We start from the raw sequence: 24341 nt of genomic DNA, 5'->3' as shown, positions 1-24341 counted from the left end.
CCGTAATACAGACCCCTATTTTTTTGCGCAATGTAAGGGTGTTGTCCTATGCAAACTATTGACGGTAATGGTGCAGTTGCCTCAGTCGCGTTTCGCACCAGTGAAGTTATCGCCATCTACCCGATTACGCCAAGTTCTACCATGGCCGAGCAGGCGGATGCCTGGGCGGGTAACGGGTTAAAAAACGTCTGGGGCGATGTCCCGAGAGTGGTTGAGATGCAGTCTGAAGCCGGTGCGATTGCCACGGTTCACGGCGCGCTTCAGACCGGCGCGCTTTCCACGTCGTTTACCTCTTCTCAGGGATTGCTATTAATGATCCCTACGCTTTACAAACTCGCCGGTCAGCTGACCCCCTTCGTTCTGCACGTTGCCGCGCGTACCGTTGCCACCCACGCGCTCTCTATCTTTGGCGACCACTCCGACGTGATGGCCGTGCGCCAGACCGGCTGCGCGATGCTATGCGCCAGCAGCGTTCAGGAAGCGCAGGACTTTGCCTTAATTTCGCATATCGCCACGCTTAAAAGCCGCGTGCCGTTTATTCACTTCTTTGATGGTTTCCGCACCTCTCACGAAATCAACAAAATCGTCCCGCTGGCCGACGATACTATCCTGAATCTGCTGCCGCAGGCGGAAATCGACGCGCATCGTGCCCGGGCTCTGAATCCTGAACACCCGGTTATTCGCGGGACATCGGCGAACCCGGATACCTATTTCCAGTCCCGCGAGGCCACTAATCCCTGGTACAACGCGGTTTACGACCATGTTGAACAGGCAATGGATGACTTTGCCGCCGCAACCGGCCGGCAGTACAAACCGTTTGAGTACTACGGCCATCCGCAGGCGGAACGGGTAATTGTGCTGATGGGGTCAGCCATTGGGACCTGTGAAGAGGTAGTAGACGAGCTGCTGACGCGCGGTGAAAAAGTTGGCGTGCTTAAGGTGCGTCTCTATCGCCCGTTCTCGGCCAAACATCTGCTTTCGGCTCTGCCTGAAAGCGCGCGCGCTGTGGCGGTGCTCGACCGTACCAAAGAGCCGGGCGCGCAGGCGGAACCCCTCTATCTGGATGTGATGACCGCCCTGGCAGAAGCCTTTAATCAGGGCGAACGTGAAACGCTGCCGCGCGTGATTGGCGGTCGCTATGGCTTGTCCTCCAAGGAGTTTGGGCCGGACTGCGTGCTGGCGGTATTCAACGAGTTAAGCGAAGCGAAACCCAAACCGCGCTTTACCGTCGGCATTTATGATGATGTGACGAATCTTTCCCTGTCGTTGCCGGAAAACACCCTGCCCTCGACCGCCAAACTTGAGGCGCTGTTCTACGGTCTGGGCAGCGACGGCAGCGTCTCCGCGACCAAAAACAACATCAAAATCATCGGTAACTCCACGCCGTGGTACGCCCAGGGGTACTTCGTCTACGACTCCAAAAAAGCAGGCGGCCTGACCGTTTCCCACCTGCGCGTGAGCGAGCAGCCCATCCGCTCCGCGTATCTTATTTCTCAGGCCGATTTTGTTGGCTGCCACCAGCTGCAGTTTATCGATAAATACCAGATGGCCGAGCGCCTGAAGCCCGGCGGCATTTTCCTCCTCAATACGCCGTACAGCGCGGACGAAGTCTGGGCGCGGCTGCCGCAGGAAGTTCAGGCGGTGCTGAACCAGAAAAAAGCCCGTTTCTACGTGGTCAACGCTGCAAAAATTGCCCGCGAATGTGGCCTGGCTGCGCGTATTAATACCGTTATGCAGATGGCCTTCTTCCATCTGACCAATATTCTCCCGGGCGACAGCGCGCTGGTGGAACTGCAGGGTGCGATTGCCAAAAGCTACAGCAGCAAGGGTCAGGAACTGGTCGAACGAAACTGGCAGGCGCTGGCGCTGGCACGCGAATCGCTGTTTGAGGTACCGCTGCAGCCGGTGAATGCCGCAAGCCCGAACCGCCCTCCGGTGGTGTCCGATGCGGCACCCGATTTCGTGAAGACCGTGACGGCGGCGATGCTGGCCGGCCTGGGCGATGCCCTGCCCGTCTCCGCGCTACCGCCGGATGGCACCTGGCCGATGGGCACCACGCGCTGGGAAAAACGTAACATTGCCGAAGCGATCCCCATCTGGAAAGAAGAGCTGTGTACCCAGTGCAACCACTGCGTTGCGGCCTGCCCGCACTCTGCTATTCGTGCCAAAGTGGTTTCACCGGAAGAGATGGAAGCCGCGCCGGCAAGCCTGCATTCGCTGGATGTGAAATCTCGCGATATGCGCGGACAGAAATACGTTCTGCAGGTCGCGCCGGAAGATTGCACCGGCTGTAACCTGTGCGTCGAGGTCTGTCCGGCGAAAGACAGGCAGGATCCGGAGATCAAAGCCATCAATATGATGTCGCGTCTGGAGCACGTCGAAGAGGAGAAGGTCAACTATGACTTCTTCCTGAATCTGCCGGAAATCGATCGCAGCAAACTGGAACGTATTGATATTCGTACGTCACAGCTGATTACGCCGCTGTTTGAGTACTCTGGCGCCTGCTCCGGCTGCGGTGAAACGCCGTATATCAAGCTGCTTACCCAGCTATACGGTGACCGGATGTTGATTGCCAACGCAACCGGCTGTTCATCCATCTACGGGGGCAATTTGCCTTCTACGCCGTACACCACCGACGCGAATGGTCGCGGTCCGGCGTGGGCAAACTCGCTATTCGAGGACAACGCCGAATTCGGCCTGGGCTTCCGCCTGACCGTCGACCAGCACCGCGCGCGCGTGATGCGCCTGCTGGAGCAGTTTGCCGGGCAGATCCCCGCTCAGCTCAATGACGCGCTTCATGCGGACGCGACGCCAGAAGAACGTCGTGAGCAGGTTGCTGAGCTGCGCCGCGCGCTGCAGGGCGTTGCGGGGGCTGAACAGCTGCTGACCGACGCTGACGCTCTGGTCGAAAAATCAATCTGGCTGATTGGCGGTGACGGCTGGGCTTACGATATCGGCTTTGGCGGGCTGGATCACGTGTTGAGCCTGACCGAGAACGTCAACATCCTGGTTCTGGATACGCAGTGTTATTCCAATACCGGCGGCCAGGCGTCGAAAGCGACGCCGTTAGGCGCGGTAACGAAATTCGGCGAACACGGTAAACGCAAGGCGCGCAAAGATCTCGGCGTGAGCATGATGATGTACGGTCACGTTTATGTTGCGCAAATCTCGCTGGGTGCCCAGCTTAACCAGACGGTGAAAGCGATTCAGGAAGCGGAAGCGTATCCTGGCCCGTCGCTGATCATTGCCTACAGCCCTTGCGAAGAGCATGGCTACGATCTGGCCCTCAGCCACGACCAGATGCGTCAGCTGACCGCGACCGGCTTCTGGCCGCTGTACCGGTTCGACCCGCGTCGTGCAGACGAGGGTAAATTACCGCTGGCGCTGGATTCGCGTCCGCCGTCGGATGCCCTGGCCGAGACGTTAATGCAGGAACAGCGCTTCCGTCGCCTTAACGCCCAGCAGCCGGAAGTGGCCGGGCAGCTCTGGAAAGATGCCGCTGCTGACCTGCAAAAACGCTATGACTTCCTGGCGCAGATGGCGGGTAAAGCCGAAAAACCAACCAGCGACTAGTTCCCCTGCCCGGCTTGTCCAGGCATTTTTTTTCCATAAAAAAAGCCCGGCGTATTCACACCGGGCGAATCCAGATAATCATTGAATATCTATTTAGTTTCCTTAATAGCATTCATGTTAATTATGGATGAATCATCTTACAGGCATATAACGCCGGCCAGATTACCTTAATTAACGCCTGATTAATAATTTCAATTTAATATAGTTACTTTTAAATCATTCATCAAACCAATGATCATTTCTACCGATTTATTCGGTTTAGATTTTACTTAGTTCGTAACAATTATATTTTATTACTCTTACACGGGAGTGATTTAGCATGAGACAACTTTCTCATTCTGAAAGTTCAACAGGTAATTAAATAAAAACAACTGCAAAGGAATATCACAATGCAAAGAAAAGTACTGGCTCTGATGATTCCGGCTCTGTTAATAGCTGGTTCTGCTCAAGCAGCAGAAATTTATAATAAAGACGGTAACAAATTAGATCTGTACGGAAAAGTAGATGGTCTGCACTACTTTTCCGATAACAAAGGTGCTGACGGCGATCAAACCTATATGCGTCTGGGTTTCAAGGGTGAAACGCAGATCAACAACACGATGACCGGCTATGCGCAGTGGGAATACAACATTCAGGCCAATAACACGGAAGGGTCTGATAATCAGTCCTGGACGCGTCTGGCCTTCGCCGGTGTAAAAGTGGGTGACTACGGCTCCTTCGATTACGGTCGTAACTACGGTGTCCTGTACGACGTGGAAGGCTGGACCGATATGCTGCCTGAGTTCGGTGGCGACTCCTACACCAAAGCCGACAACTTCATGACCGGCCGCGCCAACGGTGTGGCAACCTACCGTAACACCGACTTCTATGGTCTGGTGCAGGACCTGAACTTTGCGCTGCAGTACCAGGGCAAAAATGAAGACGCCAGCAACAACCAGGAAGGCACCAACAACGGTCGCGACACGCGTCACGAGAACGGTGACGGCTTTGGTATCTCTACTACCTATGACTTCGGCATGGGGATTACTGCGGGTGCCGCGTATACCTCTTCTGACCGCACCAACGAGCAGGTCATGAATACCACAGCAGGTGGAGACAAGGCGGATGCCTGGACGGCGGGCCTGAAGTATGACGCCAATAACATCTATCTGGCGGCAATGTATTCTGAAACCCGCAATATGACACCGTATGGTGATAATACCGACGCCGTGGCGAACAAAACCCAGAACTTCGAAGTGACCGCGCAGTACCAGTTCGACTTCGGCCTGCGTCCGTCTCTTTCCTACCTGCAGTCGAAAGGTAAGGATCTGGGCAACGGCCAGGGCGATCAGGATCTGGTTAAATACGCTGACGTAGGGGTCACCTATTACTTCAACAAAAACATGTCCACCTACGTTGATTACAAAATCAACCTGCTGGATGAAGATGACAACTTCTACAAAGACAACGGCATCAGCACCGATGATGTTGTAGCGTTAGGTCTGGTTTACCAGTTCTGATTGTCAGAGCCCGCATAATCATGCGGGCTCACTTGTTTTTTGAAGTTCGTCACATAAGACAGTTTAAGAAAGGGGTTGGTTGAGGGAAAGTTGAAAGTAAGCTGGTTAAACTGCGGTGATAGCCCTTTCATCACTAAGGATAACAGCGTTGTTTGGTCGTGTATCCCTTGCCTTACTTACCCTTTTAGCATTGCTGTGGATGGCGTTAATTTTTGATTTTGGTGATATCGTCGGGCATCTCGGCGCGCTATTAAACCATCTGGATGGCAGTTAACTATTGTCCCTGGAAATAAAAAGCCACCAGCGGTGCCGGTGGCGGGTAAACTCGTATGTCGCGTTATTTTTTCACAGGTTGAGGCTTTTTATCACCTGATTCAGGGGCCTCACGCGGATCGTCTTTTTCAACACAGAGCATAGTTTCTCCTGTTTCAGTTACCCACTGCCAACTATAGCCGGAGGAGTAAAAGAGTGGCCAGGCGGCAATCATGCCTGCTCTTCCCCTTTCTCGCGAAAAGAGAGATATCCAAATACCCCACTATCCCCATCCATGGGATGGTTAACGCCGTCCATCACCTTCACCTCTGGAAAATCAAAAGGTGAAACGTTTTCAAAACAGGCGACATTAACGCCATATTCGTTTGGGTTAGAACGCCGCTGATGGAACGTGTAGATCCCGCATACCGAGCAGAAGAAATGCCGTGCCGTTCCCGTGTTAAAGCGGTACTCGGTGAGCTTATCTTCACCTTTGGTCACCTTAATGCCTGACAGCGGCGCAGAGACGACGACAGCGCCCCGCATACGACAAAAGGAACAGCTGCAGCGCCGCGCGGTATTCAGACCATCAGTGAGCTCAACGGTGAACGCCACCGCGCCGCAATGGCACTTCGCGTTTCGTCTTTCAGCCATGGGCTATACCCCTTTTCTCACCAGCTCGGCAGCCTTAACGAAAACCTCATCTTCTACGCCATCGCCTTTTTGCCTGCCGAGCCTGACCAGTTCATCGACAATACTGTTGCGATGGATCGGTTTTTGCGCTGAAACCAGCCCAATAACGGCGGCCCCAATCGCCAGCCCCACTAATCCGGTTTGTTCATCTTTGTTCATCATGCTTACGCTCCTGGTCCAACCAACAAGCTTAGCAGGATTTTTAAAAACGCGGCGTCAAACCGTATTTTGGCGTTTTGATGTTTGCAGCCCAAATCTTGATATCGTTTTGCAGGAGGATCGTGAAATCGGATTTTAAATGCGTCACCATGCCATTGACGCTGTCCGCATCAACCACGGAAAAATGTTCAATTCTGTTCTGTCCTACCTGAACGCAATAATATTTGGCGGGCAGTACTTTGCCATTCACATTTAGCGGCAGGTTATTCTCACCGCAACGGCCTTCAGTAATATATGACACCAGTAAATTAGCGGATTTTCTCCCAGGCTGGGAGACGCTCACCATGACCGGGAAACCTTCCGATGTCTGTGTCATATCATAAAGGACCGCATTTTTTATATACCAGGTATTATATTCCCGCTCCTGAAAAGCAGACCAGGAAGGCGCAGAAAAGAGCACCAGCACTGCCAGGATAAGAGATTCTATTTTTATGGGATGTTGTCGTCCGTGTTGTTGCACGTATTATTCAGATTGTGCAAAAAACAGCAACCACTTAAGAATAGTCCTACTACTATTGGCAGTGACGGAGGAATAAATTAAAGATATGCCTTACCGTCAGCAGTCCCAGCCAACGCTCATAAAAGAGAATAAGAAGAAAAATGGTAAACCGCAGCCATCATGGCGATGCTGACGACGACGCTGATGAAAAAGTAGCTTTTGAAGGGCTGCTTTTGGGTTTTATGGCGAAAGAGTTGTTGGCCCACAATGGCGCCAGGCCAGCCACCTGTCACGCCAAATACCAGCAATGTCGCTTCCGGAACCCTGCGCATCCCCTTCCGCGCCGCCATTTTATCGGCGCCATACATGACCAACGTCATCACGTTGATCGCCAGAAACCACATGACCAGAGGATGGGTAGCAAGAAGGCTGCCGATCGCAGCGATAATCAGGAGTAAATAACAAAAGCGATTAAGGGTCATAGCACGAGTCACGGAGTGTTTAGCGGTTTTGGATGACGCATTATACGCTAACTGACGAAAATCTCAGAATGAGACAGCTATTCTAAATGCAAACTGCGCCCCGGCCTTTACTGGTTAATATTTAAACTGCGGTAATAAGTAAGCATTATTTCATTATGCTATGGCCGCTAGCATTTTTTTCTTAAAAAATTAACCTGAAGCAACTTACGTCGAAAACACAGCGTAAGTGCATTGTTTTAACAAAACAATAATCATTGCATCCATCATTCTTAAGAGGATGCGACAATTTTGATTAAAGTCAAATTAACCGTTAGACAGCTAATATTCCAAATCACCCATTTGCTTGAGAATCCCAAAGAGAATGTTGAAAACAATTAATTTGACCATCCGGTCAATACATAACAAAATATTACCGTGGTTAAAACAATAATGGTCTGCATTTTTGGGGGATGATGTCCCCCCTTTTTATTTCCTCAGAAACAACCGAATAAACATTATTCCACCCTGACCTTAACTTTTGGCTTCGACAAGACAACTTTGACCAGTTCCTTGAAAGGAAGAGGTTTGTAAAAGAAAAAACCCTGTAAAAACCGGATATGATTGCGTGTGAGGTAATCGAGCTGCTCTTCAGTTTCAACGCCTTCCGCCACGATGCTAATTGAGAGTTTTTTGGCCAACTCCAGTACCGAATCAAGGATTAGCGTTGAGTCCTCATTCGCGTTAACCCTGGCAACAAAGCTCTGGTCGATTTTAATGTAATCAATATGCAGATCCTGCAGATAGGACAGACCGGAATAACCCGTACCAAAGTCATCCAGCGCAATGGCAAATCCGTTGTTATGTAGCTCATTCAATATATTAACGAGATGTTCATCAATGTCGAGTGGTTCACGCTCCGTCACCTCAACGACGAGGTTAAGATCCTGTTGAGTGAAGCTGCGCTTGTAGTGGAGACACTCTTCAACAAAGGTGGGCGCAACGATATGAGAAGCGCTGAAGTTAATCCCTACGTGAAACCCTTCCGGCAGCAATGTCGCAATAGCATTCATGTGTATTGCAACCTGCCTCATTAAGCTTTGAGTCAAAGGAATAATTAAACCGGATTTCTCCGCAAGAGGAATGAAGGATGCGGGGGAAATAAACCCTGATTGAGGATGCATCCATCTGGCCAGCACCTCCACACCCCGTAAGGTTCCCTCTTTGCCGCTCACAACGGGTTGGTAATACGGAATAATTTCATTTCTGTAAATGGCGATGCGCAGTGACTCTTCGGGTGAGACATCCTTAGAAATATAGCGTTGAAGAATATAAGCAGAGAGAGACGATATTATCAGCAGGAATAACACTACGCCTCCGGCTCGATTGAATAATCTCTTAAGGCTAAAAAGAGGTGGAGAGTTAAATTGTACCGAGAAAGGATAACCAGAGGCTTTTACCGTTAACACCTCTTTCTTCGTAGGGTCTGCCGCCGTCACATCGCCTGTCAGACCTAAAAGGGTATTGCCTACTCTCAGGGAATATTCTACGCCATTTAATGGCATATCCAGCGCATCCCGGATATGGCTATCGCTGATGCTAACGATGATTCGGCTTCCGGCGTGAATTGTCTGGTATAAGAGAACCGGAAGACCGTTGACGGTACTGGCCGAAGGGACGAGGAGCAATGATGACTCAGGCAGCACTGAGCTGTTGACCAACAATACGCGGTTTCCCGGTAACGAGGAGCACCAGACCGCATCATTTTTCAGAATAACGATCGTTCTCAGGTGAGGCTGTAATGCCGCCTCGGTGCCCAGCCGATATTGCCCTTCAGCATCACACTCATTCTCGGCAAGTTGCATTGCCATCTCAGTCGCATGACGAGCTTCTTTAAGAATAACATTCATGTTCCGCACGACGTAGTGCGCCTCTGCCAGGCTATCGCCCCGTGCAGAATACCAGACCTGTAAATTGATGATAAAAACGCCGAGCAAAAACATTGTCGTGGCTGCAGCTACGGGGATAGATGCATGGCGCATTTAGGGTTCTCGATTTAAGTGAAGTAGCCGCTTCAAGGATGCTGAAGTGATTGAATTGTCATTGTCTTAAGCATGGTCGATAACGTAATAAATGCCAGGCGTCAGAAAAGTTCTCGTAAACCAGATTCCGGGGAAACAAAAGGCCGCCGAACGGCAGCCCTGGTGGATAAGTGTCTATTAATATCGCTTTATTGTATTGATCGGGGTTCTTTCTGACCAGTCTGGCCGCTCGCCGGCCATGATTGCACGCTGTTGCGTTGGCGTCACAGACTGAGTTATTTCAGGCATTGACTTGTATTCGGGTTGTTTAGGTGGACTGAGAACCAGATCGGAGCTACAGCCTGACAGCAGGAAAATGGCCAGTAGAGATGAACTAAGCTTGAACACGTTAAACCCTTCCAATGGGATAATATTTAAAGAAAAAGCGTGGTGCTGAACATACATAGCCTAATCAAAATATATTCACAAGGTCAATGCGCGCAACCCTTTTTCCTGCCCCGGATTCGCAAATGCGAACATCAAGCCGACGACTTTTTATCAAGAATTGATACCAGATTCAACGTGACCGGAAACGCGCCACGAAAGCCATCCGGATGGCTAAAATAACGTTTGCTTATCAGCACAGTCCATGCCTTAATGATTTAGTTGGTTCGATGCAATACCGAATACAATGTTTTACCACGCAGTCCTCATAACCAGGCGCTATCGCTGATATCCCCTCCTTTTGAGTCCATACGTTTTAGTCATTTCTTATCATTTAAAGAGTCTTTAAAGGAGTATTTATGTCTTCACGAATTCAAGGTCTGGTTAAGTGGTTTAATGAAGATAAAGGCTTTGGCTTTATCTCCCCTCTTGATGGCAGTAAAGATGTTCTTGTTCGTTTCTCTGCCCTGCAGGGAGAAAGCTTTAATACACTATTTGAAGGTCAGAAAGTCGAATTTGCGATTCTCAGCGGCGATAAAGGTCCTGCTGCTGCAAATGTCATTCTTCTGGATAGATAATATTATCAATGGCCCGTGATTACCAACAAGGTTTTCTGAGTAAACGGGTCCTGGATTATATGACTGTTATTCATATCAACAGCCGACATATTTTCTTAACGAGTGCGCTAACTAATGTGATGAAGTGCAGAACTGGTGCACAAGTAATCTAAACTCAAAGCTAACTCATTTTTCCACTACTTTGATTTATAATCGTTGAGTGGTTTTAAACAAAGCGTGGCAGTACGGGCAGACAAGTTGAGCGCCCTTTTGTACGCGATTAAAGCTATGCTCTGAATCTTTAGAACAATTTGGACATGGGCATTTGACTAAATGATTTCGACGGGATTGTGTATTTTTACGTCCAGACATAGGCATCTCCTGATTTTACGGACTGCCACCATACACGTTAAAGCTAAAAAATGCTTGCTTTAGTTTTGGAAAGATCTCAAAAACACAGGGTGGTTTATGAAGAATGTAATCGTTTTTTTCAATGGGAAACCTGGTAAAGTTGTCACAGTGCAACAAGCAACTACGTCCGTAAGACAAGAATATCCGGACGGTGAAGAAATACACCTTCAGATTATGTCTGCTGGTTTCCCATCTTTAACCGGAGATCGCAGCTTTCTTTATGTTGCCTCTGATACAGAACTCACCTCTCAGAAGATACTTGATGCTGCAAAAATCCATTTATGATCAGCATTTCCGGCTAAATCTCAGTACTTCACAAAAGGAAAGATAAAACCTCAGTAAAATCACCAGTATTTTCAGTGAGCGTTTTAGGCTTTATCTTTTGAATTAAAATAATAAAAATGCCTTACTTTTAAAGCCTGCTAAATGCAGGCATTTTTTTATAAAACCTGCAAATACACCCTCTCATTTTTATTAAAATAACACTGACTAAAACTCGACACTTCTTTTCATTAAAATTTTGCTCTTTGCAGGAACTAATGCAAAAGAAATGAGTCAAATGAAGACTCTTACCAGAAAAGATTATTTTATGACATCTTATATTGTAGTAACCACTGTTGCCGTTGTTATGGGGTTGATAACGTTGAGTCTGATTAAAGTTTGGATCAGCACGTCGAACAATCCTGACAATCAATAACCTTATCGCAATTCGTTATTTTTAATGATTTTTACTACAAGCGGCCTAAAGTTGAGCCACCTCCGTTTCTGGTAAATCTATGATAACCAGTGTGCCAAAACTGCCTGTTTCTACAGTATGGGGAGCGCCAGCTTTAGCGATATAGAGCTGTCCAGGCGTTACAGAGATTTTTTTACCATCCACGCTCAACTCCAGACGTCCATCAATGACAAGTAACCCCTCGTCATACTCATGAACCTCTTCAATCACTGAGCGTTCATCCATTCGTAAAACTTTGAGATTTGCAGTTCCAATGCGGCCCAATACACGAGAGTACCAGGTCTCCGGTAAGGCAAGTGCTTCTGTTTTGAGGTCATAAAGCGACATAAAGTCATTCCTTTTGATGTTCATTTAACGCTCTTATGCCATATAAGTTCCCTGCGGTCATATAACAAATATGGAAAACTAACACGAGTAAGATGCTATATGAGATCCTGAAATCGCAGAGCACGCTGACAGCGTTGCAGCGCCAGATATAACCCCGCTGTAAAACGTGCTGGTATTCGTCGCCGGAATCCGTACCATACGCGGCATACAATGTTTGCCCCTGCTGGCTCCGAAGGTAGTACTAAATGCAACAGAATCAAGAAATTAACAAAAAAGAGCAATACAACCTGAATAAGCTACGCTGATTTTTCCAACTCATTGATATCATTTGTTTTTTATTTTAAATCAATTAGTTATAGTATTATAGTTTCTCCCTAAAGCTACCCAGAACTACAACTTTAGTGCCCTTTTTTTGCCCCTATTTCGCATTTTTGCCCCTAAATTTGCCCCTAACTTTAGCCAGTGCGCCCCCCTTATTCTCCCTGCCCTATACTTTAAGTCTGACATCTGGTTCGAGGTTTCTATGTGTGGACGCTTTGCACAAGCTCAAACGCGTGAAGAATATCTGGCTTACCTGGCCGATGAAGCCGATCGCGACATCGCATACGACCCTGAGCCTATTGGACGTTACAACGTGGCGCCAGGTACCAAAGTTCTGTTGCTGAGCGAACATGACGAGCAGCTGCATCTCGATCCGGTCCTGTGGTCTTACGCGCCCGGATGGTGGGATAAAACACCATTGATAAACGCGCGTGTCGAGACAGCGGCCACCAGCAGGATGTTCAAACCTCTCTGGCAGCATGGCCGGGCAATCTGCTTTGCTGATGGATGGTTCGAGTGGAAGAAGGAAGGCGACAAAAAGCAGCCATATTTTATTCACCGGGCAGACGGTCAGCCGATATTTATGGCCGCGATCGGCAGTACGCCATTCGAACGCGGCGATGAATCGGAAGGTTTCCTCATAGTGACATCTGCAGCTGACAAAGGCCTGGTGGATATTCATGACCGCCGGCCACTGGTTTTGTCAGCAGTAGCAGCAAGGGAATGGATGCGTCAGGACGTTGGAGGGAAAGAAGCTCAAGAGATAGCGGCCGACGGCGCTGTACCAACCGACAAGTTTATCTGGCATGCGGTGGCCCGTGATGTTGGAAATGGAAAAATCAGGGGAGAAAAATGATAGAACACGCAGATATATAATCTGTAGTTCTTTTGATGCGCACTTTATATTTGGCTAAATATTATCTTACTTTAAGAAAGAAATATATTTGCAGCCATCGGACCACTAAGTCCATTTATACGATAAAATTCAACACGAACACCTGGCTTTAACGTTTGGCTTTCACTATTACTTAACGCAGAAACATGCAAAAAAACATCTTTTCTGCCATCTGATGGGATAATCAATCCCTTTCCGCTCTTGAAGTCAAAACTTTTGACAATTCCTGTCATTTTACGAGACAAATATTTTCCTAATGGTAATCCAGATTTCACTATACAGGATCAGTTAATAATAGCTAACACTATTTTAACGGCCTTCTAGAAGGCTAAGATAAAATTTGCTTAATCATTCAACACGTGCCTTAATGGTTTGGCTGATTCGGTGCGATGATGAATCTAACTTTTCCAAAAGCCGTTCTCATAACTAGGTGTTATCTCTGATATCCCTCCTCTTGAGTCCATACATATACCAGCATACGTTTCTTATCATGAGCTTGCTTGTCAGTTTGAAATGTTCAAACGGAGTTTGTATGTCATCTAAAATCATAGGTCTTGTTAAGTGGTTTAACGAAGATAAGGGGTTTGGCTTTATCTCCCCACTCGATGGAAGTAAAGATGTTCTTGTTCACACTTCTTCCCTGCTGGGAGAAACATTTAATACTCTTTTTGAAGGACAAAAAGTCAAATTCGCTATCATAGCTGGAACTAAAGGTCCAATCGCTGCCAATGTAACACTTTGCGATAGATAATTTTTAGATGGTTTGCTTAAGCCAGCATGACTTTATCAGTGAAAGGTGATGTTCGGTTACTCACATCATTACAACAGGCCAGCATATTTACTTACCATCAAGTTTGCTGACCGATGTGATGAAATGCAGGACTGCTGCATGAACAGTCTCAAAGCAGAAGCTAACTGCTTATAAAATACTAAAGTGCGTAAGAGGTTAGGCAGCCTCCAAAAGCATCACTTCTTATTTTTTTAATATTTTTTTTAGAAGCGCTGGGAAGATTTGAACAAAGCACAGCAGTATGGGCACACCAACTGAGCCCCCTTTTGTACACGATTATAACTATGTTCGGAATCTTTTGAGCAGTTTGGACAAGGACATTTTACTAAATAATTTCGGCGGAATTGAGTGTTTTTACGTGCAGACATAGACTTCTCCAGTTCAAATGGACCGTTACAGTACACGTTAAGAAAGTATAATGCTTGTTTTAATTTCGAAAGAGGCAAAAAAAATGAACAAACAGAACCCTTTCGACCACCTGCAGGGGCTAGAAACCCTCAAAATACATGGTGATATATGAAAAAAGTAATCATTTTTTTTAATGGTAAGCCAAGTAAAGTTATCACTGTGCTTAAAGGTGTGACATCAATACGCGAAGAATATCCTAATGGAGAAGTGATAAACCTTCAGATAATGTCAGCAGGTTTTCCCTCTTTAACAGGTGACCATGAAGTGGTCCATGTGGCATCAGATCGAGAGCTTACCTCTCAGGAAATATTAGATGCGGCGCAGAAGTATCTTTGACGCTAGGGATTCAACGCAGACATTCATGAAATCATTATTATAACTACGTTTAATTATTATAGCCTGCTTAACGCAGGCTTTTTTTACCCCCACACAAACATTTATAATTAAGACATGTACATCCAACACCATGGCAATATGACTTTATTGCTGAGGCAATCATAAGGCTTCCATGAAAATCCTGCATTATACAGTATTAATAGTTCTTGAAGCCCCATTCTCAGATAATAATATCAACCCTCTTATCTTGGGTCTCTTGCATGACCGAAACTATTCAAGTAAGTCAAACCGAGGTGTCAAACTTCCATCTCATGCATTCATTGGTTCAGAGGGTCAGGCAGTTTTAGAGTGGGAGTCTGAAAAAGATGGAGCAGAAAAACTAAAAAAAAGACTCTACCAGATGCTGCATGGAATTACACGTTTAGAAAAATCTCCCACAGCAATTTTTCTAATGATTTGCCCAGAAGATAAAACCTTAACCTTTGTCTCAAGACTTAAAGTAAAGAAATAAACATCGATATTTTAACCTTCACCATCTGAAAATTCCGTGACCGTGAAAACTGCGAAAGAAAATCATGAGGCACATCAGTAAATATTGTATCATTTGCTAAGCATTGCTGTTACATTCGGTTTAATGATGAATCCTCCTCAGCGGCAGGGCTAATTAACCTGATGATTTGTATATCCAGCGGCTCATCCTGAATTTCTGAAGCAGCGAGTCACGAGTGGTTAGTTCAATGACTCACCGGGAGGCACCCGGCATCATACCCATAAGCCCCTGTATAATTGCAGGGGCTTATTTACATTACAAAAGCATAGTAGTAGACATATTAATCTTAATACTCATAGCCGATAATTAGGTTAGAATGAATATACCGTTTAAAGGATCATCTAACTTTTATTAGGTCTGAATACCTCGTAGTATACCGTGGAGATAACATATCCCGTTTCATCTGCCACTGCTGCTGTATGCCCTGCCCGGCAAAATAAAGCGTTCCCTTTCCATCTTTCCCGTTCAGATAATCCAGAACTTCCATCAACCTCTCGCTACCAGCACGCGGCGCGTTCTCATCGAACAGGTTGAGCTGGGCCACGCCTTGGCTGAAAAAATCCCCAAGCATGATCCCTGCCTTCTGGTACCGGTGGCCATCCTTCCAAATTTTGTCCAGACACTTTACAGCGGTGTTGATGATGTCGCGAGAATCCTGAGTGGGGGTGAGAAGCTTCATGGACGCACTGTTACCGTAATACGGCTCGTTAAGCGCAAAGGGAGAGGTTTTCACGAACGTAGAGATAAAGCGGCAGTACTGATGTTCACCCCGCAGTTTTTCAGCACCACGGGCGGCATAGCTGCAAATAGCCTGGCGCATCTGTTCATACTCAGTAACGCGTTCGCCGAATGACCGGCTGCAGACGATTTCCTGCTTAGCTGGTGCAAACTCCTCCAGATCCAGACATGGTTCGCCGCGCAGTTCCCGGACAGTTCGCTCCAGGACGACATTGAAGTGCTTTCGAATAATCCACGTACTCTGCTCTGAGAGGTCGAGAGCCGTTTTGATGCCCATGGCGTTCAGCTTCTTACTGATGCGCCTGCCGACGCCCCAGACGTCCTCCACCGGAACCAGAGCAAGCAGTCGGCGCTGGCGATCAAGATTGGATAGGTCCACTACCCCGCCCGTTTGCCGCTGCCATTTTTTGGCGGCATGGTTTGCGAGCTTAGCGAGGGTTTTGGTCTGCGCGATGCCGACCCCAACTGTCAGGTGCGTACGCTTTTGAACCGTAGCGCGGATCTCTTTCCCGAAGTCAGTCAGGTCCCGGCAGTTGCGAACGCCAGTCAGGTCGCAAAAAGCTTCATCGATACTGTAAATTTCGACGCGGGGGCTCATTTCCTCAAGCGTCGTCATTACCCGGTTCGACATGTCTGCGTACAGCTCGTAGTTGCTGCTGAAGCAAACAACCCCAGCGCGCCGAAATAAGTCTTTTTGCTTGAAGAAAGGCTCTCCCATTGTAATTCCAGCGGCCTTGGCCTCGGCGCTGCGTGCGATTACACAGCCATCGTTATTCGAGAGAACGACAACCGGCCGCCCTTTCAAATCGGGCCGAAACACCGTCTCGCATGATGCGTAGAACGAATTCACATCACAGAGCGCAAACATACTCAGCTCGCCGATTTGACGATGAAAGTAACAACGCCGAAAACGTCGAGCGTATCTTCGCTGCCTACAACAATCGGGCTATAGGCGCTATTCATTGGGATGAGTTGGACAGTTGGACGTAGCTGCAGGCGTTTAACAGTAAATTCCCCTTCCACCGCGGCGATGACAATGTCACCGTGCTCAGCTGTGCGCGAACTGTCCACCACCAGCAAATCACCGTCGCTGATCCCGGCCTCGATCATTGAATCGCCAGCGGCTTTAACGAAGTATGTGGAGCTCGGGTGAGCGACAAGTAACTCATTGAGATCGATACGCTGTTCAACGTAATCAGCTGCGGGACTTGGGAAACCACACTGAACTAAGTCACTGAAAAGCGGGAGAGCGATAATTTCTCGCAGTTCTGCAGGCCTGATAAATTCCATATTGCACACCTCAAACACTGTTTTTATATACAGTAGTTTTATTTGTAAGTGTCCGCAAGATACAGGCCCTACCCTCACTGCTTAAAGCTTCGCCGTTTCGTTTCTAAGTTTCTCTCTCGTTTCGAATTATGACTTTTGTAAATTATTCGATTCAAACTCCAATTGAGTAGTTTTAATCCAACGCCCCTACATCCAGTTCTTTGATTAGCCTTTTGATGCAACTAACTTCTTCCATTAGAGCAAGGATTGCTTCATGGTGAAGGGCGGCGGCCACACCGAAGGTATCTACTGATTTTACATCCTCAATTTCTGAGCCATCTCGTAAGGTTGTTTTTCCATATGATTTAACTGCTTCAGGAAAAACCTTCTCGACTTCCTGAGCTATGAAGCCATACCCGTGCGCAGGAGTATCGAGGCGGTCCCATTCAACGCCTCGAAGCTGCTGCATTTTCATAAGCGGATCAGCTATTACCGTTATATTTTCTTTAATGCGCTCATCGGAAGAAGTTACCCAATTGCCTATCGCAGCGCCATTTGAATGGAATACCCATGCAACAAGTCCTTCCTGATCAGACCCTTTCAGGCCCAATGTCACGTTATCAAAATTAGCCCCGCCGCCACGGGCCCCCCCGAATGTCCATTCCCCTGTATACCAGGTTCCTCTAAGAATGTTGACATAATTTCCTGTATTTGGGTTATACCCATTGGCAACGATCAGGCTGATTCCGTTATTCATCAAACCACCGCCACCATTATCTCCTGAACTGATGGCAAATCCGGGATTACCGCCTACGCCGGGCTGGACTGTAATTGGGCTCGTGATTTTCCCACCCGCTTTCTGATCGACGGAATTTAATCGTGAATCGTTACCAGCGGCCACTGTTCCCGCTGCTGTTCCAACATCCCTGGTAGAGCTGTTTCCTAAACCGAGGTTTGTGCGAGCGCCTGATACCGTTGTCGAACCGGTACCGCCCTGTTCTACAGATAGCGCTGTCGTAAGTCCGCTGAGAGAGGTGATGTCGCGGTTTGCACCTTTTGCCGCCTTGCCTGAAAGTGATGTTGTAATGCTATTCCAGGCTGGGCCCGTCCATGTTGTGCCATCTGGCAGGGTTACCGTTACATTTCCGGTTCCAGAAAAAATACTTTGCCAGTTCTGTTTGTCGTAATTCAGTCCACGCAGCGCTTCAGCACTTTGCGCCACCAGCGCAGCAGTGACCATGTTCAGCGCCACGCGCGGGACCGCTGACCAGGCCGCGCCAGATTGCGTTGGCCCGGTAAAGTTGCTGACCAGTATCAGTTGGGTATCACTATCTACCGTTTTTACTGGTAACGTGTACGGAACGCCGCCCACAGTAGAGACAATGAAGTCACCTGCGGCAAGTTCGGTAGTAAAAGAGGTTCCGGAACCGCCAACAATAGCGGATCCATTTGTCAGGGTGAGGGTACCTGCCGACATAAAAGACTCCTGAGTGCAGATAATAAAAAACCCGCCGAAGCGGGTTCTTGTTTTGTTCACTTTGAACAGGTCGACCTGGTGAAGTTATTTTTGCTTACCCATCGCCAATTGAAGGGGTAGCCTGCCCTATATTCTGTCTGATTGGCTACTTTGCGCACATCGTAAATCTGTACCGACAGAACCTGACCTCCAATAAGTGCTTCTGCCTCGCATAATGGCTTTTGCTTTTGCAGAACTGAACCAGAGCAAGCAGAAAGAAACAGGCAAAATGCCATCGCTAACATTATTTTCGTCATTTCACACCTTGATTAGTTTTTATTAAGTGAAAACTAACGCAGCGGTACTGAAATATAAAATAGATATAACAGATCAATTAAGTGAATTTGATCGCTTAAAACGATCAATCATAGGCGGCGGTGTTGATAGCCGTCAAAGCTATTCCAGTCGTTGTCCCACCCGCAGCAGAACCGGTAGCCGTTGTCGAGGGCGCGGCATTAATTCTGGTTGATGAACCATTAAACCGACATCCTGAGTAGGCTGTGATATTCACAATAGTGGGTGGTTTAGTGTTATTGTTCTGGATGATCTGGGAGCCAAGAATAGCGGGTGCCACCGCATAACTACCAGGCAGAGTGACGTCAATATTAATTCCACCTGTCGTAGCTCCAGGCGTCCCAACAGTCACAAGGTCACTCAATATCCGACTCTCGTTTGTCAGAACCAACTTCCCGGTGGCATCCCAGATAGCAAATCCCCATTTTGGCAATGTCTGAGGATAAATAGCAAAGATGTAAGCCGTTAATGTATGTGCCTGTCCATAGGCATTGCTTGATCCAACAAGAATATTTCCTCCTGATCTGGCTGCAGTAACCACAGTAGGCTGAGCAGTATCACTCGTTTTGCAAAAAACCATCGCCGGATAAGAAACGTCCAGAGCTATTGTTGCAGATGCACCGTGATATGCCCCGCTTGCTACTGAGTTAACCACTACCCTCCTGTAGAGACAAAATGGCGTGGACTGAGGCGTAATAAAGGGATTTCCATTATCCAGAGCTATCAGTGCGCCATAATCTGCCATTATGCTTTCTCCACAAAAACTACGAGCTCACATTCAGAGGCTGGATAGTTTCCAATCCCAACGCTGTTTGCCGCGCCAAGAGTTATCGTATTTCCGCTGGCGACGATACTGCGCCCTACCGAGACCGCCCCCTTATCCAGAGAAACGACAAATCCGACCTTCATTCCTGCCGGAATGGTAAACGACCAGCTTCCAGAGTTTTGCCCCTCAGAAAGTTGAATACGTCCGACCACTGAAACTGGCTTAATACCATAATTGTTCGGATTGCCATTGGCATCCCATGTCTGAATGCCCCACGTCATTAAAATACTCCTGTAAGTTTACCAATCTGTACGCGGAGGACACCATTCGCATCCCTGATGCTGTCAGTAACGTTCGTGGTCTTTCTTGCGCCCTGCCCATCGCTGCCGTAGTTTTCCCAGGTACCGCCTTTGTCCAGTTTCCACCCGGACTGCCCTGGTACGTAATTGTTGGACTGGATGAAGTTGCCAATTTTAGCATTGGTGATCGTGCCATCCTGAATAAACGCTGAGCTAATAAAGACCTGACCATTAACCACTGCGAACGGTGAATACTGGGTATCACCACTGCCACTCATCAGCACGAACTGATTAGCGTTAAAGCCAACCCTGGTTACTACCGGTTTCCCGGCCTCAGCAAGCACAGCAATCGACATCCCGGCGTTGTAAATCACCCCGTTTATCCTCACGCCTGTTTTGAGGGTGTAGATTGCCGAAGCACCAGAGGCATCGACGACGGCTGTGAGCTTGTCTTCCAGGGAAGCGTTGACGTTATCGATCTGCGCCTGCACCTGTGTCGACATTTCGGCCATTGCCCTGTCCACCTCAGCAATAGTCGTTTTCACAACCAAGATATCGGCGCGTACCTCTCCGTATTGCGCCCATTGATGTTCAACTGTTCCGTGGTTGGCCAGCGCGTTCTGCATTGCAGCTTCAAGATTGGTATCAATATCGCTGGTCAGGCGGTCGCCGTCGGCCGAGGTAAGGAAATCGTCTGCGATTTCACCCAGATAATCATCAGCATTATCGTTAGACATTCCCCTGATCCAGTCGGTATAGCCGGACTCGTTACCCGTTCTGTCAACCAGCTGCGCGCGATACCAGAATTCCTGCCCGGCTTTCAGCCCGAGCTGAGTATATTCAACTGATGGATAAGGTACGTCCGATAGCAGCAACGGTTCGGAGAAGTCGCTGTTGGCCGTGTACTGGATTTCTGTTTTGAGGGTATCTCCGGTGTTTCCCGGGAACCCCCAGTTCAGACGAATACCCCAGTTAATGCCTGTAGCCATGAAGCCCACTGGCTTGGGCGGATTGCCCACTTTGCCGGTCAACGTCTTCTCTTCTGAATATCCCCACCCGGAAGAAATTTCCGTTGCGTTGATAGCTCGCACGCGTACCAGGTACCGTCCGGCGTAGATGCCGGAAACGTCAAAGGAAGTGGTGGAGCTGCGAGGCACGTTAACCCAGTTCCCGTCGTTGCGGCGCCACTGCGCCTCATAGGCGATGGCATTTTGTGCCTGGTCCCAGCTCACTCGCATGGTTTCGACGCTGATATTCTGCTGAACCACCGAAAACGAGCTGATCGCGATGTTAGCTGGCGGCGACTGGTTACCTGGAGGAATGACACTCACCGGCCGCTGATCAATGATGGCACCCGTATCGATTCGGGCATATTTATCCGGATCGTGATTTGCCCCCGTGATGGTATATGTCCCGTCACTGTTATCGGTGACACTAATTACCCTGTACTGCTGCGCATAGAGTTCATCAGATTCAATTACCCATACAGCCTCAGCCTGCGGAAGTTCACTAAAGGAAGTTGTTACGGTGACCATTTCACCGGACAGGGACTGAATCGTCCGGGATTGGGTAATACCCGACGGCAGGTTTACCATTATCCTGTCACCGACCTTAGCACTTGGCACCCGGTCAAGTTTGAGTACACGACCATTAACCGCGGATAATCGACCGCCTAAATCTCGACCAGAGAGACTGCGATCAGAAACAGCAATTATGTAGCCCGGCTGAGGAATATTGCCGTCCAGACCAACGTCAAACGTTACAACCCTGTCTTTATTGTTGGTCAGGATCCCCCAGCGCCCTTTCCTGTTTGCCTCAGACTGTCGGGTGCACCCGATGGCGGTGATCTCAAGCTGGTTGAAACCATAGCGCGCCACCAGCGCCTGCTCGAAGACGGGCTCCATTGCATCAGCATAGCCATTTGCCGGATCAGACCAGGATACAAGAGCGTTTGTGTAGCGACTTTTGGTTGTGCTGCTGGAATATACGAATTTGCCGTCGACAACGTTAGCATGCGTGTAGGTAAAATCGACATCTCTGGGCATGTCCGCAAGGGCAACAATCTGATCGTCTCCCCAGTAGGTCATGCCTCGAAAAATGGCGGCGAAGTCACGCAGGACGGTGTAAGCGTCATTTCGATCCTGAATGTATACGTTGCAGGTGTAACGAGGTTCAGTTCCGCTACCACCCTTACCATCCGGTACCGGTTGATCACAATATTGAGCGACCTGATAAAGCGTCCATTTGTCGATATTGGCTGCCGTTAGCCGATTACCAAGGCCGAAGCGGTCAGTGACCACCAGATCGTAAAATATCCACGCAGGGTTATCTGTCCATGCCCACTTAAAAGCGCCCGTCCAGATGCCGCTGTACGTTCGTGTTTCTGGGTCATAGTTATCGGGCACACGGATAACACGTCCGCGAGGCTCGCAGGATATTTGCGGTATCGAGCCATTGAACTGGCTCGAATCAAATTCGATGTACAGTAGCGCGGTATTCGGATAGCGCAGTTTGGCGTCGATTACTTCTGTGAAGCTTTGCAGCGTCATCGTGTCGCCAATCTTCGCGCTATTTGCGTCAGCTGTAATCTTGCGCACCCTGATGGTCCAGGTGCTGCCTGCCTGAGGTAAATCAATACGGTGGCTGCGTTCATAACCAGAGGTGGTTTTCCCTGTCACGCTGGTATTTAGCACCGTCTGCCAGGTGCCGCCATCTGTCTGCAGGTCAATTGCGTAGTTGACCGAATAGCCAACCAGATCGCCATCATCCTCCTGTTTGAAGAGAGAAGCCCATTTTAGACGCAGGCGAACAGCTGAAAGCTGCGTATTGGTGAACGTGCGCGTCCACGCTGTAGAGCTGGAAACTTCGGAACCTACATTAATTTCATTTTCGGTACCCGGGATCCCTTGAATGTATTTTTGCGCCTGAGTTCCAGAACGAAACTCCCACGCCACACCGCTGAAGTTCTGTGAACCATCTATGTTCTCAAGTGCGGTGCCATCGAGATAAATATCGCGCGCAGTAAGGCCACCAGCAAACTCCCCCTCTCCCAGCGCGAGAAGGATTTTTGCCTTGGCTACTGACTGCAGATCGTCTGGCTGTTCTGTAGGAGTTCTTGAACTAGAGCTGCCGCCCTTGCGGCCTTTAATAGCGGTTGCTGTAGCCATATTGCGCCCATAAAAAAAGCCACCGGGAGGTGGCTTATTGATAAATCTGTTTACTGTTGGTCTTCTACATAGATACCGGCGGAGATGATCGCTCCACCGATGCGGCGTTTGCCGTAAAGGAGCGGCACAGGATTACCTTGGGCTGTCGTATTGGTTACTCCACCAAATGCGTAGCTGGCCTTATTGTCTGCCGATTGCTTGCTGGCTAGTCCTGTTGTCTGTGGAGAAAGCATTTGAACGACACCGCCAAGGGCCATCGCAGCGCCAAATTGCATTAGAGGAACGCCGACAGCACCACCGCCAAAGTATGACGCCACAGCACCAACTGCGACCAAAGCCACGCCTAAGATGGTCTGGAATACTCCACCACGTTTACTCCCGAGGATAACCGGCGCAATACGGATGTCAGCTGTACTCTGATCCATAGAGAGCTCATCATCGTTCAGGTTACGCTTACCGCTGAAAACAGCGTAGGTTAGGCCGCGCTGCTTGCTGGTATTCAAAAAACGCTCAAAGCCTGGCACGATAACGCACAATGCGCGGATGGCTTCTTTTGGTGAGGCTACCGAAAGTTGGAATTCGCGGCCAAACGTAGTACCCAAAACACCATATAGACGAACAGTACGGACGGATTCGCACATTATCCCTCCTGCATGATTAGGCTTTTATGCCTGACAATTTTCATGGTTCTCTCCATCCAGTAACCTCCATATGGCACACGTTGACTGAGGTGACCATAAAGATGATGGAGAAGCATGTTCCCCTCCAGCAAGATCCCTGAATGGTTCCACTTATTCGATTCCACCTGCATGATGATCAAATCGCCCGGGATTGGTGATCCACTGAATTCTCGGAACCCACATTCGTACCAGCAATCCTGATAGAAATTATCCGGATAGGAGTCCTCCCACCACGGATAATCAACACGGTAATCCTGAAGTTCGACATCATGCTCCTGCCGGAAATAGCTCATCACCAGCCCCCAACAGTCGTAGTGTCCGAGCACAAACGGGCGCCCGAGCAGCGGCAATTCTCCGCGGGGAGTAATGGTACGAAAGTCTCCTTCCGGCCAACTGACAATATGCCAGGGCAGCAACGTTGCATCGCATTGAGCCTTGTCCAGTTCACTTGGTTGGGTCGTCGCATCAGGGTGACTATGTACGATTCCCGTTATCGTCCCCCAGTCTTCAGCAGCAGCGTAATCCTCTGGCGCAAGGTGAAACTGTTCAGTTGGTTCGACAGCCAGATTACGGCATGGGAAATAGCGTTCCACCCGGCTTTTCTGCGCTATCACGCCGCAGCATTCGTGGGGATAGTCTTTCGCAGCATGCGCCAGGATGTCCTGAATTGTTTTCTGACGCAT

General features: G+C 48.6%; 27 protein-coding genes and 2 pseudogenes. 10 read left to right on the top strand and 19 right to left on the bottom strand.

Annotation, left to right across the window (positions count from 1 at the left end; all coding sequences use genetic code 11):
* Window positions 1-48: 48 nt before the first annotated feature.
* Both nifJ and ompC read left to right on the top strand, forming a co-directional pair.
* Window positions 49-3573, top strand: a complete 3525-nt coding sequence (gene nifJ / locus HCH49_RS04775; RefSeq protein WP_221702277.1) for a pyruvate:ferredoxin (flavodoxin) oxidoreductase — start codon at window positions 49-51, stop codon at window positions 3571-3573.
* Window positions 3574-3962: 389 nt separating this feature from the next.
* Window positions 3963-5072 (top strand): porin OmpC, encoded by a 1110-nt coding sequence (ompC, locus tag HCH49_RS04770; RefSeq protein WP_221702276.1) that lies wholly within the window; start codon window positions 3963-3965, stop codon window positions 5070-5072.
* A gap of 337 nt (window positions 5073-5409) precedes the next feature.
* Here ompC and HCH49_RS22190 read toward each other — a convergent pair whose 3' ends face one another.
* The 6 genes from HCH49_RS22190 to HCH49_RS04740 all read right to left on the bottom strand — a co-directional run bounded on the left by HCH49_RS22190 (window position 5410) and on the right by HCH49_RS04740 (window position 9175).
* On the bottom strand, window positions 5410-5487 hold the full coding sequence (locus tag HCH49_RS22190; RefSeq protein WP_223239581.1) for a hypothetical protein: 78 nt from the start codon (window positions 5485-5487) through the stop codon (window positions 5410-5412).
* A 68-nt stretch (window positions 5488-5555) separates the two neighbouring features.
* Complete coding sequence (locus HCH49_RS04760) at window positions 5556-5978, bottom strand: GFA family protein (protein ID WP_033145698.1); 423 nt, start codon at window positions 5976-5978, stop codon at window positions 5556-5558.
* A gap of 3 nt (window positions 5979-5981) precedes the next feature.
* Complete coding sequence (locus HCH49_RS04755) at window positions 5982-6179, bottom strand: hypothetical protein (protein WP_023616678.1); 198 nt, start codon at window positions 6177-6179, stop codon at window positions 5982-5984.
* Between the two features lie 40 nt (window positions 6180-6219).
* On the bottom strand, window positions 6220-6669 hold the full coding sequence (locus tag HCH49_RS04750; RefSeq protein ID WP_063439760.1) for a hypothetical protein: 450 nt from the start codon (window positions 6667-6669) through the stop codon (window positions 6220-6222).
* A gap of 143 nt (window positions 6670-6812) precedes the next feature.
* Complete coding sequence (locus HCH49_RS04745; RefSeq protein WP_048979167.1) at window positions 6813-7157, bottom strand: DUF1294 domain-containing protein; 345 nt, start codon at window positions 7155-7157, stop codon at window positions 6813-6815.
* A 494-nt stretch (window positions 7158-7651) separates the two neighbouring features.
* Window positions 7652-9175 (bottom strand): cyclic diguanylate phosphodiesterase, encoded by a 1524-nt coding sequence (locus HCH49_RS04740; protein ID WP_221702275.1) that lies wholly within the window; start codon window positions 9173-9175, stop codon window positions 7652-7654.
* Between the two features lie 782 nt (window positions 9176-9957).
* Between HCH49_RS04740 and HCH49_RS04735 the strand changes: the two genes are divergently transcribed.
* Window positions 9958-10176, top strand: coding sequence for a cold shock domain-containing protein (locus tag HCH49_RS04735; protein WP_032656808.1), 219 nt, complete (start codon window positions 9958-9960; stop codon window positions 10174-10176).
* Between the two features lie 186 nt (window positions 10177-10362).
* On the opposite strand, the gene HCH49_RS04730 is transcribed toward HCH49_RS04735, so the two are convergent.
* A complete protein-coding gene (locus HCH49_RS04730; protein ID WP_216786936.1) occupies window positions 10363-10527 on the bottom strand; it encodes a YnfU family zinc-binding protein in 165 nt (54 codons plus the stop codon).
* A 96-nt stretch (window positions 10528-10623) separates the two neighbouring features.
* Here HCH49_RS04730 and HCH49_RS04725 point away from each other — a divergent pair, with 96 nt between their 5' ends.
* On the top strand, window positions 10624-10851 hold the full coding sequence (locus tag HCH49_RS04725) for a hypothetical protein (protein WP_048976582.1): 228 nt from the start codon (window positions 10624-10626) through the stop codon (window positions 10849-10851).
* A 265-nt stretch (window positions 10852-11116) separates the two neighbouring features.
* Window positions 11117-11263 (top strand): YnaM/YnfT family protein, encoded by a 147-nt coding sequence (locus tag HCH49_RS22370; protein WP_350223650.1) that lies wholly within the window; start codon window positions 11117-11119, stop codon window positions 11261-11263.
* Between the two features lie 45 nt (window positions 11264-11308).
* On the opposite strand, the gene HCH49_RS04720 is transcribed toward HCH49_RS22370, so the two are convergent.
* Window positions 11309-11629: a cupin domain-containing protein gene (locus HCH49_RS04720; RefSeq protein WP_221702274.1), complete on the bottom strand. Its 321-nt coding sequence runs from the start codon at window positions 11627-11629 to the stop codon at window positions 11309-11311.
* A gap of 141 nt (window positions 11630-11770) precedes the next feature.
* Between HCH49_RS04720 and HCH49_RS22365 the strand changes: the two are divergent.
* Window positions 11771-11839, top strand: a pseudogene (locus tag HCH49_RS22365) (hypothetical protein); the annotation flags it as partial.
* Window positions 11840-12152: 313 nt separating this feature from the next.
* A pseudogene (locus HCH49_RS04715) lies at window positions 12153-12826 on the top strand (SOS response-associated peptidase).
* A 51-nt stretch (window positions 12827-12877) separates the two neighbouring features.
* On the opposite strand, the gene cspF reads toward HCH49_RS04715, so the two are convergent.
* Window positions 12878-13090: a cold shock-like protein CspF gene (gene cspF, locus HCH49_RS04710; protein ID WP_072058474.1), complete on the bottom strand. Its 213-nt coding sequence runs from the start codon at window positions 13088-13090 to the stop codon at window positions 12878-12880.
* Between the two features lie 287 nt (window positions 13091-13377).
* Between cspF and HCH49_RS04705 the strand changes: the two genes are divergently transcribed.
* On the top strand, window positions 13378-13596 hold the full coding sequence (locus HCH49_RS04705; protein WP_042719078.1) for a cold shock domain-containing protein: 219 nt from the start codon (window positions 13378-13380) through the stop codon (window positions 13594-13596).
* Window positions 13597-13838: 242 nt separating this feature from the next.
* On the opposite strand, the gene HCH49_RS04700 is transcribed toward HCH49_RS04705, so the two are convergent.
* A complete protein-coding gene (locus tag HCH49_RS04700; RefSeq protein ID WP_213729873.1) occupies window positions 13839-14003 on the bottom strand; it encodes a YnfU family zinc-binding protein in 165 nt (54 codons plus the stop codon).
* Between the two features lie 148 nt (window positions 14004-14151).
* On the opposite strand from HCH49_RS04700, the gene HCH49_RS04695 reads away from it, so the two are divergent.
* Both HCH49_RS04695 and HCH49_RS04690 read left to right on the top strand, forming a co-directional pair.
* Window positions 14152-14379: a phage protein gene (locus HCH49_RS04695; protein WP_047652164.1), complete on the top strand. Its 228-nt coding sequence runs from the start codon at window positions 14152-14154 to the stop codon at window positions 14377-14379.
* A 172-nt stretch (window positions 14380-14551) separates the two neighbouring features.
* Window positions 14552-14890: a hypothetical protein gene (locus HCH49_RS04690; protein WP_126327659.1), complete on the top strand. Its 339-nt coding sequence runs from the start codon at window positions 14552-14554 to the stop codon at window positions 14888-14890.
* A 376-nt stretch (window positions 14891-15266) separates the two neighbouring features.
* On the opposite strand, the gene HCH49_RS04685 is transcribed toward HCH49_RS04690, so the two are convergent.
* From HCH49_RS04685 to HCH49_RS04650, 9 genes are all read right to left on the bottom strand, one after another.
* On the bottom strand, window positions 15267-16535 hold the full coding sequence (locus HCH49_RS04685) for a Y-family DNA polymerase (RefSeq protein WP_221702272.1): 1269 nt from the start codon (window positions 16533-16535) through the stop codon (window positions 15267-15269).
* A 2-nt stretch (window positions 16536-16537) separates the two neighbouring features.
* Complete coding sequence (locus HCH49_RS04680) at window positions 16538-16957, bottom strand: translesion error-prone DNA polymerase V autoproteolytic subunit (RefSeq protein ID WP_047652162.1); 420 nt, start codon at window positions 16955-16957, stop codon at window positions 16538-16540.
* 172 nt (window positions 16958-17129) lie between these two features.
* Window positions 17130-18413 (bottom strand): tail fiber domain-containing protein, encoded by a 1284-nt coding sequence (locus tag HCH49_RS04675; protein ID WP_221702271.1) that lies wholly within the window; start codon window positions 18411-18413, stop codon window positions 17130-17132.
* A gap of 56 nt (window positions 18414-18469) precedes the next feature.
* Entirely contained in the window at window positions 18470-18709 is a 240-nt protein-coding gene (locus HCH49_RS22185) for a cor protein (protein WP_126328655.1), read from the bottom strand.
* Window positions 18710-18813: 104 nt separating this feature from the next.
* Window positions 18814-19491 (bottom strand): hypothetical protein, encoded by a 678-nt coding sequence (locus HCH49_RS04670; protein WP_126328656.1) that lies wholly within the window; start codon window positions 19489-19491, stop codon window positions 18814-18816.
* Complete coding sequence (locus HCH49_RS04665; protein WP_063440020.1) at window positions 19491-19793, bottom strand: hypothetical protein; 303 nt, start codon at window positions 19791-19793, stop codon at window positions 19491-19493. The genes HCH49_RS04670 and HCH49_RS04665 overlap by 1 nt, the downstream gene beginning before the upstream one ends.
* The gene (locus HCH49_RS04660) at window positions 19793-22978 is read right to left on the bottom strand and encodes a host specificity protein J (protein WP_221702270.1); all 3186 of its coding nucleotides are present in this window, start codon (window positions 22976-22978) and stop codon (window positions 19793-19795) included. Before HCH49_RS04660 ends, HCH49_RS04665 begins: the two co-directional genes overlap by 1 nt.
* A gap of 50 nt (window positions 22979-23028) precedes the next feature.
* A complete protein-coding gene (locus HCH49_RS04655; RefSeq protein WP_087822681.1) occupies window positions 23029-23619 on the bottom strand; it encodes a tail assembly protein in 591 nt (196 codons plus the stop codon).
* Window positions 23619-24341 carry a C40 family peptidase gene (locus tag HCH49_RS04650; RefSeq protein ID WP_221702269.1) on the bottom strand — a complete coding sequence of 241 codons (723 nt, stop codon included), beginning with the start codon at window positions 24339-24341 and terminating at the stop codon, window positions 23619-23621. The genes HCH49_RS04655 and HCH49_RS04650 overlap by 1 nt, the downstream gene beginning before the upstream one ends.

Origin of the sequence: Enterobacter sp. Y17 (assembly GCF_019730495.1) — a bacterium.
Classification (GTDB): domain Bacteria; phylum Pseudomonadota; class Gammaproteobacteria; order Enterobacterales; family Enterobacteriaceae; genus Enterobacter; species Enterobacter asburiae_B.
This window is presented reverse-complemented; position numbering and strand designations above follow the sequence as displayed.

What these genes read in the sequence shown, in the direction of transcription:
- HCH49_RS04665 (WP_063440020.1), bottom strand. Translation starts at nt 19,793, where the DNA reads ATGACGTGGGGCATTCAGACATGGGATGCCAATGGCAATCCGAACAAT.
- HCH49_RS04735 (WP_032656808.1), top strand. Translation starts at nt 9,958, where the DNA reads ATGTCTTCACGAATTCAAGGTCTGGTTAAGTGGTTTAATGAAGATAAA.
- HCH49_RS22190 (WP_223239581.1), bottom strand. Translation starts at nt 5,487, where the DNA reads ATGCTCTGTGTTGAAAAAGACGATCCGCGTGAGGCCCCTGAATCAGGT.
- HCH49_RS04740 (WP_221702275.1), bottom strand. Translation starts at nt 9,175, where the DNA reads ATGCGCCATGCATCTATCCCCGTAGCTGCAGCCACGACAATGTTTTTG.
- HCH49_RS04760 (WP_033145698.1), bottom strand. Translation starts at nt 5,978, where the DNA reads ATGGCTGAAAGACGAAACGCGAAGTGCCATTGCGGCGCGGTGGCGTTC.
- HCH49_RS04675 (WP_221702271.1), bottom strand. Translation starts at nt 18,413, where the DNA reads ATGTCGGCAGGTACCCTCACCCTGACAAATGGATCCGCTATTGTTGGC.
- HCH49_RS04680 (WP_047652162.1), bottom strand. Translation starts at nt 16,957, where the DNA reads ATGGAATTTATCAGGCCTGCAGAACTGCGAGAAATTATCGCTCTCCCG.
- HCH49_RS04685 (WP_221702272.1), bottom strand. Translation starts at nt 16,535, where the DNA reads ATGTTTGCGCTCTGTGATGTGAATTCGTTCTACGCATCATGCGAGACG.
- HCH49_RS04670 (WP_126328656.1), bottom strand. Translation starts at nt 19,491, where the DNA reads ATGGCAGATTATGGCGCACTGATAGCTCTGGATAATGGAAATCCCTTT.
- HCH49_RS04655 (WP_087822681.1), bottom strand. Translation starts at nt 23,619, where the DNA reads ATGTGCGAATCCGTCCGTACTGTTCGTCTATATGGTGTTTTGGGTACT.
- HCH49_RS22370 (WP_350223650.1), top strand. Translation starts at nt 11,117, where the DNA reads ATGAGTCAAATGAAGACTCTTACCAGAAAAGATTATTTTATGACATCT.
- HCH49_RS04730 (WP_216786936.1), bottom strand. Translation starts at nt 10,527, where the DNA reads ATGTCTGGACGTAAAAATACACAATCCCGTCGAAATCATTTAGTCAAA.
- HCH49_RS04755 (WP_023616678.1), bottom strand. Translation starts at nt 6,179, where the DNA reads ATGATGAACAAAGATGAACAAACCGGATTAGTGGGGCTGGCGATTGGG.
- HCH49_RS04690 (WP_126327659.1), top strand. Translation starts at nt 14,552, where the DNA reads ATGAAAATCCTGCATTATACAGTATTAATAGTTCTTGAAGCCCCATTC.
- HCH49_RS04705 (WP_042719078.1), top strand. Translation starts at nt 13,378, where the DNA reads ATGTCATCTAAAATCATAGGTCTTGTTAAGTGGTTTAACGAAGATAAG.
- HCH49_RS04725 (WP_048976582.1), top strand. Translation starts at nt 10,624, where the DNA reads ATGAAGAATGTAATCGTTTTTTTCAATGGGAAACCTGGTAAAGTTGTC.
- HCH49_RS04660 (WP_221702270.1), bottom strand. Translation starts at nt 22,978, where the DNA reads ATGGCTACAGCAACCGCTATTAAAGGCCGCAAGGGCGGCAGCTCTAGT.
- ompC (WP_221702276.1), top strand. Translation starts at nt 3,963, where the DNA reads ATGCAAAGAAAAGTACTGGCTCTGATGATTCCGGCTCTGTTAATAGCT.
- HCH49_RS04745 (WP_048979167.1), bottom strand. Translation starts at nt 7,157, where the DNA reads ATGACCCTTAATCGCTTTTGTTATTTACTCCTGATTATCGCTGCGATC.
- HCH49_RS04695 (WP_047652164.1), top strand. Translation starts at nt 14,152, where the DNA reads ATGAAAAAAGTAATCATTTTTTTTAATGGTAAGCCAAGTAAAGTTATC.
- nifJ (WP_221702277.1), top strand. Translation starts at nt 49, where the DNA reads ATGCAAACTATTGACGGTAATGGTGCAGTTGCCTCAGTCGCGTTTCGC.
- HCH49_RS04650 (WP_221702269.1), bottom strand. Translation starts at nt 24,341, where the DNA reads ATGCGTCAGAAAACAATTCAGGACATCCTGGCGCATGCTGCGAAAGAC.
- HCH49_RS22185 (WP_126328655.1), bottom strand. Translation starts at nt 18,709, where the DNA reads ATGACGAAAATAATGTTAGCGATGGCATTTTGCCTGTTTCTTTCTGCT.
- HCH49_RS04720 (WP_221702274.1), bottom strand. Translation starts at nt 11,629, where the DNA reads ATGTCGCTTTATGACCTCAAAACAGAAGCACTTGCCTTACCGGAGACC.
- HCH49_RS04700 (WP_213729873.1), bottom strand. Translation starts at nt 14,003, where the DNA reads ATGTCTGCACGTAAAAACACTCAATTCCGCCGAAATTATTTAGTAAAA.